Here is a 14,086-nt window from a genome sequence, read left to right on the forward strand (position 1 = left end):
ACTTACAAATATAGTAGTATGCGCATAAAATGAGAAATTATTTTGAGATTCTTTTGAAAAATAAATGGATTATTTATTGAAGTTGATTTGGTTTTAGACTTGAAGGAATATTTTACAAAACAAAAATACTTTACTAGTATAAAATATTCATTTAAGGAAAAAATTGGGTTAGCCAACCATTTAACAAATCATCAAAATAGCTTTCAACATATTTTTGATATTTTTTAATAGGTATTTCTTTTAAACCATCTTTTGGAATAAATTTAATTGAATCAGGCGCTGGACATTCAACAAAAAAAGAACTATGCTTCGGATTTTTCTCATCATATACAATAAAATAATTAGTACCTTCCAAAGCTTTTTTACTTGTACTATCCCAAGCTAAATAAATACTATCATTTACTAAATATCTATATTCAATACCACTATTACCGGTACCATAAGTATTACGTAAAGCTATTGCAGTTGTATATTTAGCATTAGCATATAAGACTTTATTTTCATAGTAAATATAATAAACTACAGATAAGTAAATTAAAACTACAAGTAGAAAAATCTTAACCAATGTATTTATTTGTAATTTCATCTATCATTCTATTTTTTCACCAAACCCTTAACCTTCTTAAACCCCGTCATCAACAAAACGGCTACTAATCCAAATGCAATTCCGACACCAAATTCAGCCACTGTTGATGGAATACTATGTGGAATTAAGTGATGTATATATTCAATATTGTGAAGAAAAATACCTCCTGAAACTAATATAAGTGCGATAGTCCCAACAACAGCAAGAAATTTAATAACAAGTGGTAATGCTTTAATCAAAACACCACCTAAAGAAGCTAAAAATCCTTTTTCATTACCTTTTCTCATTAAATAAAAACCAGCATCGTCCATTCTTACAATTAAAGCTACGATTCCGTAAACTCCAACGGTTGCAATAATTGCAACGAAAGTTACACTTAGAATTTGCGTAATTAATTCGTGTTGTTTTTCCATTGCGGTTCCTAAAGCGATGATGACAATTTCAAGCGAAAGAATAAAATCAGTTTTAATAGCCGAACTTACTTTTGCCTTTTCCGAATTTTCATCTGTTTCTTCCAACTTACTTTCTTCTATAACTTCTTCTCCTTTTTTAGCGCGATGAAAAAAGTATTCGATAATTTTTTCTACACCTTCGTAGGCTAAATAAACTCCTCCAATAATTAAAGCTGCTTTTATTGCAGGCGGATACAACCAATTCAAAACAAAAACAACCGGAAGTATAATCAATTTATTGATAAACGAACCTTTTGTAATTGCCCACAACACTGGAATTTCTCTTGAAGCTAAAAAACCCGTTGCTTTTTCGGCATTAACTGCTAAGTCGTCTCCTAAAATTCCAGCTGTTTTTTTGGTTGCTAATTTACTTGTCATTGCTACATCGTCCATCAATGCAGCGATATCGTCTAAGATTGCGAAAAATCCTGATGCCATAATTTTATTTTTTCTTTTTAATAACTCTCAAAACTACAGTAAAGTTTTGAAATTGAAAATATTTTTTGTCTGAAAAACACTATACCATTTTATTTCTTCAAGAAATTGATATTACGAAGTAAGCCTTCATATTTAGTTCGTTTAACCGCAGAATTTTTAAATACCTTTTGAAAAGTATCTACTGTAATTTCTTCCCAATCGGATTTTGAGAAATTTAAAATCTCCTTATTCGTTTGAAAAAGCGGTTCATTATTTGGTTTTGAAAAACGATTCCAAGGACAAACATCTTGGCAAACATCGCAACCAAACATCCAATCATCAAATTTGCCTTTCATTTCTTGTGGTAAATTATCCTTCAATTCGATAGTGAAATACGAAATACATTTACTTCCATCCACGACATAAGGCGCTACAATAGCTTCCGTAGGACAAGCGTCTAAACAAGCGGTACAACTTCCGCAATGGTCGGTTGTTGGTTTGTCATATTCTAATTCCAAATCGATAATTAATTCAGCAATAAAATAAAAAGAACCTACTTTCTGAGTGATGAGATTACTGTTTTTACCAACCCAACCCAAACCACTTTTTGCTGCCCAAGCTTTATCTAAAACTGGTGCTGAATCGACAAAAGCTCTTCCTGAAACTTCACCAATTTCAGTTTGAATGAAATGTAATAATTCCTTTAATTTTTCTTTTATGACGTGATGATAATCTTGTCCGTAAGCGTATTTTGAAATTTTATACGAATCCTGATTTTGAAGTTCGGAGGGATAATAATTCAACAACAGAGAAATGACACTTTTAGCATCATCTACCAAAAGCGTTGGATTCAATCGTTTGTCAAAATGGTTTTCCATGTAACTCATTTGACCGTGCATGTTGTTGTTGAGCCAATTTTCTAAACGAGGTGCTTCTTCTTCGAGAAAACCTGCTTTGGAAATACCGCAAGACAAAAAGCCGAGTCTTTTGGATTCAGATTTTATGATAGATGTCTGATGATGGATGATGGATGACTGGATCACTTATTTTAATTGCGTTTTAAAAGCCAAAGTTCTATTCATCAATTCGAATGACTTAGCATACAAGTAATCAAATTGTTCTTGAGTTATGTAATTTCTCCTTTTTGCTTTATGCAAACACGTTACAACTTCAGCTATTGACCGAACTGAATAATTCAGAAATCTCTTAAATTCAGGAATAGTTTGTTCAACAGAACCTTCAGAAATATTTAATGCAATTGAATCAACAGCTCTTGAAATTTGAGAAGACAAATTATAACGTTCAGTTTGAGGAAAAGAATTAGCGACAGTATTAATTTCTTCTCCAAAATCCATTGCTAATTGCCAAATAATTAATTTTTCAAACTTAAAACTCATATTTTTATATACTTAAAATTTGAAACATCCATTATCAAACATCCATCACCCATCATTAAAAAAGGCCTCCTTGAATGTTATTTTTAATTTTTCCTAAATGCTTATAAGCTTTTTCGGTCACTTCTCTTCCTCTTGGAGTTCGCATAATAAATCCTTCTTGAATTAAAAAAGGCTCGTATACTTCTTCAATAGTTTCACCACTTTCTGAAACCGCTGTTGCTAGTGTTGATAATCCAACAGGTCCGCCTTTGAATTTTTCGATTATGGTTAATAGAATTTTATTATCCATTTCGTCTAATCCGTGTGCATCCACATTTAAAGCTTTCAAAGCGAATTTTGCGATTTCGATATCGATTTTCCCATTTCCTTTGATTTGAGCAAAATCTCGCACACGACGCAATAAAGCATTAGCAATACGAGGTGTTCCTCTACTTCTACCGGCAATTTCAATAGCTGCTTCCATTGTAATTGGCATCTTTAAAATCGATGAACTACGTTGCACAATTGTGGTTAATAATTCGGTATTGTAATATTGTAAACGGCTTTGAATTCCAAAACGAGCACGCATTGGTGCCGTTAATAATCCAGAACGAGTGGTAGCTCCAACTAAAGTAAAAGGATTCAAATTGATTTGAACCGTTCTAGCATTTGGACCCGATTCAATCATGATATCAATCTTGAAATCTTCCATCGCAGAATACAAATATTCTTCTACAATTGGACTTAAACGATGAATTTCATCAATAAATAAAACATCGCGCTCTTCAAGATTCGTTAGTAATCCAGCTAAATCACCTGGTTTATCCAAAACTGGTCCTGATGTAATTTTGATTCCAACTCCCAACTCATTTGCTAAAATATTTGCCAACGTAGTTTTTCCTAAACCTGGAGGTCCATGAAACAAGGTGTGGTCTAACGCTTCTTTTCGCAAATTAGCCGCTTGTACAAAAACAATTAGGTTTTCTAATACTTGCTCTTGTCCGGAAAAATCATCGAAACTTAGTGGGCGTAATGCCTTTTCGATATCAATATCTTGCGGAGAATAGGATTCTTTATTGGGATTTAAATTATCGTTCATAAAAGCAAAGATAAGTAAAGTTATAAAACAAAAACCTCTCCGATTGGAGAGGTTTGTATGATTGTGGAAAAAATCTTAATGATGTAAAACTTCTTCTCCTTCTTTCATTGGTGTAACTTGAGTAACGAAGTCTTCATCGTGACCTGGTTTACTGTAATCATAAGGCCATCTGTGTACTTCAGGAATTTCTCCAGGCCAGTTTCCGTGAATGTGTTCCACTGGTGTAGTCCATTCTAAAGTATTCGATTTCCAAGGGTTTTGAGTTGCTTTCTTACCGTAGAAAATACTATAGAAGAAGTTCCAAAAGAATACAATTTGGAAAGCTGCTCCTACGATTGCAAACATGGTAATTAAAACGTTTACGTCTGCTAATTCATCAAATAATGGAAAAGCTGAGTTTGTATAATAACGTCTTGGTAAACCAGCCATTCCAATAAAGTGCATTGGGAAGAAAACTCCGTAAGCACAAATAGCAGTTACCCAGAAGTGAACGTAACCTAAGTTTTTGTTCATCATTCTACCAAACATTTTAGGGAACCAGTGGTAAACACCAGCAAAGAATCCGTAAAGTGCAGAGATACCCATTACTAAGTGGAAGTGAGCTACTACGAAATATGTATCGTGAACGTTAATATCTAAAGTTGAATCTCCAAGAATAATACCTGTTAAACCTCCAGTGATGAAAGTAGATACTAATCCGATAGAGAATAACATTGCAGGATTTAATTGTAAGTTACCTTTCCAAAGTGTTGTAATGTAGTTGAACGCTTTTACAGCTGATGGAATTGCAATTAATAATGTTGTAAAGGTAAATACCGAACCTAAGAAAGGATTCATACCTGAAATAAACATGTGGTGACCCCAAACAATAGTTGATAAGAATGCAATTGCTAAGATAGAAGCAATCATTGCACGGTAACCAAAAATTGGTTTTCTAGAGTTGGTAGCAATAATTTCAGAAGTAATACCTAAAGCTGGTAATAATACGATGTAAACTTCAGGGTGACCTAAGAACCAGAATAAGTGCTCGAATAATACTGGAGAACCTCCTTGGTAATGTAAAACTTCACCTTGAATGAAAATATCTGACAAGAAGAATGATGTTCCAAAACTTCTATCGAAAATTAATAATAAAGCCGCAGAGAATAATACTGGGAAAGATACAATACCAATAATAGCTGTTACGAAGAAAGCCCAAACTGTTAAAGGCAATCTTGTCATCGTCATACCTTTAGTTCTTAAGTTGATTACTGTAACTACATAGTTCAAAGATCCCATTAATGAAGATGCAATGAAAATAGCCATAGAAGCCAACCATAAAGTCATACCTAAACCTGATCCAGGAATAGCTTGTGGTAAGGCACTTAATGGAGGATAAATTGTCCAACCTGCAGATGCTGGTCCTGATTCTACGAATAAAGAAGCAATCATAATAACACAAGAAATGAAGAACATCCAGAAAGAGAGCATGTTCATAAATCCTGAAGCCATATCACGTGCTCCAATTTGTAATGGAATTAACAAGTTACTAAATGTACCACTCAAACCAGCGGTAAGTACAAAGAATACCATGATTGTTCCGTGAATAGTTACCAAAGCAAGGTAAATATCGTTACGCATTACTCCATCTGGTGCGAAATTATCTCCTAAGAATACTTTGAAAATTTCGAAAGATTCTTCAGGCCATGCAATTTGCATACGGAAGAATAAAGATAAAACAACTCCAACAATACCCATCAATAAACCTGAAATAAGGTATTGCTTCGCTATCATTTTGTGATCCAAACTAAAAATATATTTAGTTATGAAAGTTTCTTTATGATGACCGTGATCGTGTGACATACTAATACTATTATATTTAATATAAAATAACTTATTTAATAACTTGAGCTACAACTTTAGTTGAATCTACCGCTACTGCATTAGTAGCTTCGGCTGGAGCAACTGCAGGTGCAGGAGCATTAGCTTCTTTCCATTGTTGTGCTAATGTAGGCTTTTCTGTTAACCATTTTTTGAAATCAGCAGGTGTATCAACTACAATTTTCATTTGCATATTGTAGTGAGATGCACCACAAATTTTATTACATAATAATAAATAATCAAATGTATAAGGGTCTAAAGCTACACCACCTTCAGCAACAATTTTCTTACTGTTTTTAGTTCTGATTTTGTTGATTTTATCAACTTTAGCCATTATAGCTTCATCAGATCTCATATCAGCAGTTGTAACTGTTGGAGTAAATGAAAACTGAGTAATCATACCAGGAACACAGTTCATTTGTGCTCTAAAATGAGGCATATAAGCCGAGTGTAAAACGTCTTGAGAACGCATTTTAAAAATTACTCTTTTTCCTACTGGTAAATGTAATTCAGTAACTACTTTATCATCTTGAGCAGCTGGATCAGCTAAATCAACTCCTAAAGTGTTGATACCTTCAATTAATCTTACGTTTGCTTTACCTAATGTTTTATCATCACCAGCATAACGTGCTTCCCAACCAAATTGTTTTGCATATAATTCGATAACGATTGCATCTTGTTCATCTTCTTTGTCAACAAACATAATGTCGTTCCAAGTATATAAACCGTACATAATTAAACCTGCTAAAACGATAACTGGAATAATTGTCCAAATAGCTTCTAACTTGTTGTTATCTGCAAAGTATAATGCTTTTTGACCTTCTTTACCTCTATATTTGAAAGCAAAGTAGTGCAATAAGAACTGAGTAATAGTTTGTACGAAGAAAATCAACGCCATAGAAATAGCCATCAAATTATCTACGTCTTTACCATGCTCAGAAGCAGGAGTACCTAATACTAAATCTCCCCAAGCATATAATGAATAAATAGTGAATACATAAATGAAACCTACAAAGGCAAACATTAAGTAACCATTAACACTATTATCTTTGTCATTTGCAATTTCGTCATTGTCTGAAGAACCGCCAATTTGGGTTAAATCAAAAATTTTAGTTAATTGCCAAACTGCAATACCGACTAGAACTAAAATTATAAATACCAAGAAACTTGTCATTTTTATTTCTTTTTAACTATTAATAATGAAAATGTTTACTTTCCTCAATTAAAGGATTTCCTTTTGGAACTAATGGAGCCTTAGTTAAAGCTGTAAATACAACGAAGATAAATAAACCTAAGAAGAACATTAAAGCTCCAATTTCAGGAATACCAATAAACCATTGATCACCAACTGTTGCAGGCATAATCATATTGAAGAAATCAATATAATGTCCAAATAATATTACAATACCTGCCATAACTACAATCCAAGTTAAACGTTTGAAATCTGTATTGATTAAGATTAACAATGGGAAAATGAAGTTTAAAGCTAACATTCCGAAGAAAGGTAATTTGTAGTGTTCGATACGAGTTACGAAATAAGTAACCTCTTCTGGGATATTTGAATACCAAATCAACATGAATTGAGAGAACCATAAGTATGTCCAGAAAATACTGATACCAAACATAAATTTAGCTAAATCGTGAATGTGACTTGTATTTACATGCTCTAAATATCCTTTAGATTTTAAGTATAAAGTGATCATTGCAATAACAGTAATTCCGCTTACGAAGAAACTTGCAAATACATACCATCCAAATAAAGTACTGTACCAGTGAGGGTCAACAGACATAATCCAATCCCAAGACATGATAGACTCAGAAACGATGAAGAATACTAAGAAGAAAGCAGCTAATTTGAAATTTCTCTTGTAAGGTGCATTATCTTCAGCGCTATCTTGAGCGATAGAATTTTTCACAAATTTGAAACGAACGTAATTCCAAACAATTAAAATGATAGCAGCAGTTCCTAAGAATCTTCCAACACTTAACCATCCTTTTTTAAGGAAAATTAATTTATCAAATTTAACCGATTCAGGGTTAACAACTTCTGGATCCATCCATACAAATAAATGATTCCAGTGCATTCCTGCAGCAACTAATAATACGAAGAAAATAATAGAACCAGGTAATAAATACGCAGTAATACCTTCCATTACTCTAAATAAAATTGGAGACCAACCTGCTTGAGCCGCATATTGAATTGCATAAAATGCTAAAACTCCAACTGAAATTAACATAAAGAAGATACAAGCCACGTACAAAGCAGCCCATGGCTTGTTTTGTAATTGGTGTAATACATGTTCTAAATGTGCTTTATGGTCATCGTGAGAATGAGCGTCTGCTTTAGTGTGAGCATCATGATTGTCTGCATGCGCTGGAGCTTCTGCAACAGCTACAACAGCAGCAGTATCTACAGCATGTGCAGTAGAATCAACTGTAGTGGTGTGAGCTTCTGCATGTGTTGAATCTGCTACATGAGCAACAGCAGCTTTTACTGTATCTGCTACAACATGAGCATCTTCAGCATGTGGAGCAACTTTCTCTACATGAGCAGCTTCATGATCATGATGACTATCTGCTAATAATTTTTCTACATCCTCAATCGTTTTAGGAGCTGCCATGAAACCAATTCCAATACCAATTGCACCTAAAATCATTAGGACGAATGAAAAAGTTTTTAATTTACTTGAAAACGTGTACATATCTATTATTTTCAAAAAGTTTTACTATTATAATCCAGCTTTTAATTTTAAAACGTAGTCTGCAACTACCCAACGTTCTTCTTGAGACAATTGGTTAGCATGAGAACCCATAGAGTTTAATCCATAAGTAACTACGTGAAAAATACTTCCGTCTGTAATTTCTCTATCTTTATAACTTGGTACTCCAAGGAATTTTTCTTTAACTACTAAGTTTCCTTTTCCATCACCTTTATCACCGTGGCAAATTGCACAATAAACAGTGTATAATTCTTTAGCTTTATCAGGGTTGATAGCTGTAGAATCTAATGGAGATTTTAAAGTTGCTTTAGCTAAAGCATAACCTTCTGGTGTATTTGGAATATCGTAAGGTACAAAACCTCTTTTAATTGATCCCTTAGCAGGTATTTGAGCTTCTACTCCACCTTTAAACACATCATGCTCTGAATATGTTTCATAAGAAACCGCTTCATACATATTTGGGAAAAACTGATAGTTAGGTTTTGCTTTATCGAAACATGAAGTTGCCATGAAAGACAAACCTACTACTGCTACTATTTTATATAAACTTTTCATAACTATCTATTAATGCTTTTCTACAACTTTAACTTCAACTGCTCCAGTATTTGTAAAGAAAGAAACTAATTCTTCTTCGTTACCGTGAATTCCAACTTCCATTAAGAAATGGTCATCTGTAGTTCTTACATCTGGATTCTCAGCTTGTTTAAAAGGCCATAATTTACTTCTCATATAAAAGGTAATAACCATTAAGTGAGCTGCAAAGAAAACGGTTCCTTCAAACATAATAGGCACAAATGCAGGCATATTATCAATATAACTAAAACTTGGTTTACCTCCAATATCTTGAGGCCAATCTTGAATCATGATATAATTCATCAAGGCAGTGTAAATTGAAAGTCCAATTAATCCATAAATAAATGCACAGATAGCAATTCGTGTTGGAGCTAACCCCATGGCTTTGTCCAATCCGTGAACTGGAAAAGGTGTATAAATTTCTTCGATATGATGATGAGCTGCTCTTGTTTGTTTAACAGCATCCATTAAAACATCATCATCATTATATATAGCGTGTATTACTTTATTACTCATGATATTAATGATTATCTGAATGATTATGATCGTGTTGTTCTCTTTCTGCCTTGTAGTTATCTCCAGAAGATTTTAAGATTGTCTTAACCTCTGCTTGAGCAATTACAGGGAAACTTCTAGAATATAATAAGAATAATACGAAGAAGAATCCGATAGTTCCAATATAGATACCAGCATCAACAAAAGTTGGTTGGAACATAGTCCATGAAGATGGTAAATAATCTCTGTGTAATGAAGTTACGATAATTACGAAACGTTCAAACCACATTCCTACGTTTACTACGATAGAAATAATGAATGACGCCATAATATTAGTTCTAATTTTCTTAGACCACATAACTTGTGGAGAAATTACGTTACAAGTCATCATTAACCAGTATGACCACCAGTAAGGACCAGTTGCTCTGTTTAAGAATGCATATTGTTCATACTCAACTCCAGAATACCAAGCTACGAATAACTCCGTAATATAAGCACAACCTACGATAGAACCTGTAATCATAATTACGATGTTCATTAACTCAATATGTTGTACAGTGATATAATCTTCTAAGTTAGACACTTTTCTCATGATGATAAGAAGTGTATTTACCATTGCAAATCCTGAGAAAATCGCTCCAGCAACGAAGTATGGAGGTAAGATTGTTGTATGCCATCCTGGAATTACAGAAGTAGCAAAGTCAAAGGATACAATAGTGTGTACAGAAAGTACAAGTGGAGTTGCTAAACCAGCTAATACAAGAGAAACCTCTTCAAAACGTTGCCAATCTTTAGCTCTACCAGACCATCCAAAAGAAAGGATAGAATATACTCTTTTTGTAAAAGGAGTTACTGCTCTATCACGTAGCATAGCAAAGTCAGGTAATAAACCAGTCCACCAGAAAACTAATGATACTGATAAATAGGTAGAAATTGCGAATACGTCCCATAATAATGGTGAGTTAAAGTTAACCCATAATGATCCGAATTGATTTGGAATTGGTAATACCCAGTAACCTAACCATGGGCGACCCATGTGAATGATTGGGAATAAACCTGCTTGCATTACTGAGAAAATCGTCATTGCTTCTGCAGAACGGTTAATAGCCATTCTCCATTTTTGACGGAATAATAATAATACGGCAGAGATAAGAGTTCCGGCGTGACCGATACCTACCCACCAAACGAAATTGGTGATATCCCAAGCCCAACCTACTGTTTTATTTAATCCCCATGTTCCAATACCAGTGGTAACGGTATAAATCATACAACCTAATCCCCATAGGAAAGCGGCTAATGCGATTGAAAATACTGTCCACCATTGTTTGTTTGCTCTACCTTCTACAGGTCTAGCCACATCTACCGTTACATCGTGGTAAGATTTACTTCCTACTACTAAAGGTTTTCTAATGGGTGCTTCGTAATGAGACGACATAATCCTTTATATTGTTTCTTTAATTAATACTTATTTATCGTTTCTAACTTTCACGTGGTACATCACGTTTGGTTTTGTTCCGATGTGCTCTAATAAATGATACATTCTGTCAGATTCAACTAATTTAGCAACATCTGATTCTGAATCATTGATATCTCCAAATTTCATAGCACCACTTGAACAAGCTGCAGAACAAGCTGTTTGGAATTCATCCTTACCTACTGCTCTACCTTCACGTTTTGCTTTTAATTTAACCGCTTGAGTCATTTGGATACACATTGAACATTTTTCCATAACTCCACGAGAACGTACATTTACATCTGGATTGATAACCATACGACCTAAATCATCATTCATATGATAATCAAACTCGCTGTTTTTGTTATATAAGAACCAGTTGAAACGTCTTACTTTGTATGGACAGTTGTTAGCACAGTAACGAGTACCAACACATCTGTTGTATGCCATGTGGTTTTGACCTTCTCTACCATGTGATGTTGCAGCTACTGGACATACTGTCTCACAAGGAGCGTGATTACAGTGCTGACACATTACAGGTTGGAAAGCTATTTGAGGATTTTCTGAAGGATCTTCCATACTTGAGAAAGTATCGATAGAATTCATTAATCCAGCAGCAGATTCTTTTAATTCAATATCACCTGCAAAAGTCTCTTTAGAAGAATAATATCTGTCGATACGTAACCAGTGCATATCTCTACTTCTTCTAACTTCAGCTTTACCTACAACTGGTACGTTATTCTCAGCGTGACATGCAATAACACATGCTCCACATCCTGTACAAGCGTTTAAGTCAATAGATAAGTTAAAGTGGTGTCCAACACTTCTGTCAAAAGAATCCCATAAGTCAACTTCTGTAGCAGCTGTTGGTTTGTGATCTAATGACACCATTGGAACTGGATTCCAAACTTTAGCGTCTTTAGTATTGAAAACTTCTAATGTAGTTTCTTTGATAATATCACCTCTACCCATTAATGTTTTTTGCAACTGAACACAAGCAAATTCATGCTCTCCATCAGCAACAGTAATAGTAGCAGATTGATTTGAGTTTAAGTTAGCGTATAAAGCATAAGCATTAACACCTACTTGCATCTCTTCTTTTAATCCTAATTTTTTACCATATCCAAAAGCTAAACCTAAAGTTCCTTTTGCTTGACCTGGTTGAATAATAACTGGTACATTTTCTAAAGTAGCATTTCCTACTTTAATAGTTGCATAACTTCCGTTTAAACCTCCGTTAGCTACATTCCAGTTTTTGAATCCATTTGCTTCAGCATCTGCTTTAGACATAGTTACGTAGTTATCCCAAGATACTCTTGTAATAGGATCTGGGAATTCTTGTAACCAAGGATTGTTTGCTTGTTGCCCATCTCCCATTCCAACTTTAGAATATAATACTAAATCGAAATTAGAAGATTTTGCTTGCGCTAAAGCTGAAGCTGCAGAAGCATAATCAGCAGAAGCTGCAGTTAATGGACTTGCTACAGAAGCAACAAAACCATCATGAACTGCTTGATTCCAAGATTTTCCAGCTAAAGAAGTAGCAGAAAAAGATTTTAAGAAATCATAATAAGCAACTGTATTATCTGTCCAAGTTAACAAAGCGTCTTGGAACTGTTTTGTATTGAATAAAGGACGAATCGTTGGTTGCATGATGCTGTAATTACCTCTAGTAATTGTAACATCACCCCAAGACTCTAAATAATGTGGAGCCGCAGCAGCAATTGTAGTCAAAGTTGAAGTTTCATCTTCTTTCATTGAGAAAGCAACAGAAAGTTTAACTGATTTTAAAGCTGCAGCGAAATCTTTAGAATTTGCTAAAGTGTAAGCCGGATTAACTCCGTTCATAATTAACGTATGAACTTTTCCAGCTTTCATATCTGCTACTAATTGAGCAACCGCTTTCGCATCACCTTTTCTTGTAAGGATAGCGTCAGAAGGATTAAAAGCTGCAGATTGCAATGCGTTGTTAATAGCTAAAACTACTAATTGTGCATTTACATCATCTAAACCAGTAACAACAACTCCTTTGCTTTTAGCATCGTTAAGTTGTTTAGCCGCTTTAGCAATTTGAGCATTTTTAGGTTGAGCACCACTTACAACAGCATAATATAAATCTGCTAAAGCTTGTTTTTGTTGCGCAACTGTCATTGGAATTCTAACATCTGCATTAGCACCTGCTAAAGACATATTAGATTCAATTTGAATATGTTTAGACATCATTCCGTTTTTAGGAATACGACCTTGAGCATATCCTGCATCAAAACCTCCTCCTTGCCAATCTCCTAAGAAATCTGCACCAACAGAAACGATAACGTCTGCTTTTGAAAAATCATAATTAGCTAAAGCTCTTACACCGTAAACTGCTTGAAAAGCATCTAAAGCGTTTGATTCAGAAACTGCATCATAAACAACATGTTTCGTTGTTGGATATTTAGCAACCAAAGAAGCAATTAAAGCATCAGTTGAAGGACTTGCCATAGTGTTTGTTAACACCACTACATTTCCACCTTTTGCTTTAGCATCTTCTAAACTAGCTTTAACTTTAGTGTTTACGTCAGCCCAAGTTGCATCTTTACCAGCAATTTTAGGTTGTTTTAAACGTAAACTATCATATAATGAAAGAACAGAAGCGTGAACTCTTGCATTTGCTCCAGTTTTTGCTCCTTCTAAATTATTGTTCTCTACTTTAATAGGACGACCCTCACGAGTTTTGATTAAAATATTAGCAAAATCAAAACCATCAGCCATTGTTGTTGCATAATAATCAGCAACACCAGGAATAATTTCTTCTGGTTGAACTACGTAAGGAATTGACTTTACAACAGGACCTTCACAAGCCGCTAATGAAGCTGCAGCAGTGCTAAATCCAACATATTTTAAAAAGTCACGACGAGTAGTTGACGAAGCAGATAAAGATTCTTTATCTCCTAAGAATTGGTCAACCGGAATTGGTTCCACAAACTCGTTGTTTCTTAGCGTCTCAACAATAGAGCTATTTTCGTTTAGCTCTTCAACACTTTTCCAGTATTTTTTGTTTGATGCCATTGTATAG

12 protein-coding genes are annotated in these 14,086 nt (G+C 34.3%); all 12 read right to left on the reverse strand.

Features of this window, described 5'->3' with window-relative positions:
- Positions 1-151: 151 nt before the first annotated feature.
- Entirely contained in the window at positions 152-586 is a 435-nt protein-coding gene (locus B0I03_RS03965; protein WP_111566168.1) for a hypothetical protein, read from the reverse strand.
- Between the two features lie 8 nt (positions 587-594).
- On the reverse strand, positions 595-1,476 hold the full coding sequence (locus tag B0I03_RS03970) for a DUF808 domain-containing protein (RefSeq protein ID WP_111566169.1): 882 nt from the start codon (positions 1,474-1,476) through the stop codon (positions 595-597).
- 89 nt (positions 1,477-1,565) lie between these two features.
- Complete coding sequence (queG, locus tag B0I03_RS03975) at positions 1,566-2,495, reverse strand: tRNA epoxyqueuosine(34) reductase QueG (RefSeq protein ID WP_394338060.1); 930 nt, start codon at positions 2,493-2,495, stop codon at positions 1,566-1,568.
- 3 nt (positions 2,496-2,498) lie between these two features.
- On the reverse strand, positions 2,499-2,852 hold the full coding sequence (locus tag B0I03_RS03980; protein ID WP_111566170.1) for a four helix bundle protein: 354 nt from the start codon (positions 2,850-2,852) through the stop codon (positions 2,499-2,501).
- Between the two features lie 55 nt (positions 2,853-2,907).
- Positions 2,908-3,930 (reverse strand): Holliday junction branch migration DNA helicase RuvB, encoded by a 1,023-nt coding sequence (gene ruvB, locus B0I03_RS03985; protein ID WP_111566171.1) that lies wholly within the window; start codon positions 3,928-3,930, stop codon positions 2,908-2,910.
- Positions 3,931-4,005: 75 nt separating this feature from the next.
- Entirely contained in the window at positions 4,006-5,772 is a 1,767-nt protein-coding gene (locus B0I03_RS03990) for a cytochrome c oxidase subunit I (RefSeq protein ID WP_111566172.1), read from the reverse strand.
- Positions 5,773-5,803: 31 nt separating this feature from the next.
- On the reverse strand, positions 5,804-6,964 hold the full coding sequence (locus B0I03_RS03995; RefSeq protein ID WP_111566173.1) for a cytochrome c oxidase subunit II: 1,161 nt from the start codon (positions 6,962-6,964) through the stop codon (positions 5,804-5,806).
- Positions 6,965-6,983: 19 nt separating this feature from the next.
- Positions 6,984-8,492, reverse strand: a complete 1,509-nt coding sequence (locus tag B0I03_RS04000; protein WP_111566174.1) for a quinol:cytochrome C oxidoreductase — start codon at positions 8,490-8,492, stop codon at positions 6,984-6,986.
- 27 nt (positions 8,493-8,519) lie between these two features.
- Positions 8,520-9,065: a c-type cytochrome gene (locus B0I03_RS04005; protein WP_111566175.1), complete on the reverse strand. Its 546-nt coding sequence runs from the start codon at positions 9,063-9,065 to the stop codon at positions 8,520-8,522.
- Positions 9,066-9,074: 9 nt separating this feature from the next.
- Entirely contained in the window at positions 9,075-9,599 is a 525-nt protein-coding gene (locus B0I03_RS04010; RefSeq protein WP_111566176.1) for a DUF3341 domain-containing protein, read from the reverse strand.
- A gap of 4 nt (positions 9,600-9,603) precedes the next feature.
- Positions 9,604-11,013: an NrfD/PsrC family molybdoenzyme membrane anchor subunit gene (gene nrfD / locus B0I03_RS04015; protein WP_111566177.1), complete on the reverse strand. Its 1,410-nt coding sequence runs from the start codon at positions 11,011-11,013 to the stop codon at positions 9,604-9,606.
- A gap of 30 nt (positions 11,014-11,043) precedes the next feature.
- The gene (locus tag B0I03_RS04020) at positions 11,044-14,079 is read right to left on the reverse strand and encodes a TAT-variant-translocated molybdopterin oxidoreductase (RefSeq protein ID WP_111566178.1); all 3,036 of its coding nucleotides are present in this window, start codon (positions 14,077-14,079) and stop codon (positions 11,044-11,046) included.
- Positions 14,080-14,086: the final 7 nt, after the last annotated feature.

It is taken from the genome of Flavobacterium aquaticum, assembly GCF_003259835.1.
GTDB classification, from domain to species: Bacteria; Bacteroidota; Bacteroidia; order Flavobacteriales; family Flavobacteriaceae; genus Flavobacterium; species Flavobacterium aquaticum.

Excerpts from the sequence above, each read along its gene's own strand:
- B0I03_RS04005 (WP_111566175.1), bottom strand. The coding sequence starts at position 9,065 with ATGAAAAGTTTATATAAAATAGTAGCAGTAGTAGGTTTGTCTTTCATG.
- nrfD (WP_111566177.1), bottom strand. The coding sequence starts at position 11,013 with ATGTCGTCTCATTACGAAGCACCCATTAGAAAACCTTTAGTAGTAGGA.
- B0I03_RS03965 (WP_111566168.1), bottom strand. The coding sequence starts at position 586 with ATGAAATTACAAATAAATACATTGGTTAAGATTTTTCTACTTGTAGTT.
- B0I03_RS03995 (WP_111566173.1), bottom strand. The coding sequence starts at position 6,964 with ATGACAAGTTTCTTGGTATTTATAATTTTAGTTCTAGTCGGTATTGCA.
- ruvB (WP_111566171.1), bottom strand. The coding sequence starts at position 3,930 with ATGAACGATAATTTAAATCCCAATAAAGAATCCTATTCTCCGCAAGAT.
- B0I03_RS04010 (WP_111566176.1), bottom strand. The coding sequence starts at position 9,599 with ATGAGTAATAAAGTAATACACGCTATATATAATGATGATGATGTTTTA.
- B0I03_RS03980 (WP_111566170.1), bottom strand. The coding sequence starts at position 2,852 with ATGAGTTTTAAGTTTGAAAAATTAATTATTTGGCAATTAGCAATGGAT.
- B0I03_RS03970 (WP_111566169.1), bottom strand. The coding sequence starts at position 1,476 with ATGGCATCAGGATTTTTCGCAATCTTAGACGATATCGCTGCATTGATG.
- B0I03_RS04000 (WP_111566174.1), bottom strand. The coding sequence starts at position 8,492 with ATGTACACGTTTTCAAGTAAATTAAAAACTTTTTCATTCGTCCTAATG.
- B0I03_RS03990 (WP_111566172.1), bottom strand. The coding sequence starts at position 5,772 with ATGTCACACGATCACGGTCATCATAAAGAAACTTTCATAACTAAATAT.
- B0I03_RS04020 (WP_111566178.1), bottom strand. The coding sequence starts at position 14,079 with ATGGCATCAAACAAAAAATACTGGAAAAGTGTTGAAGAGCTAAACGAA.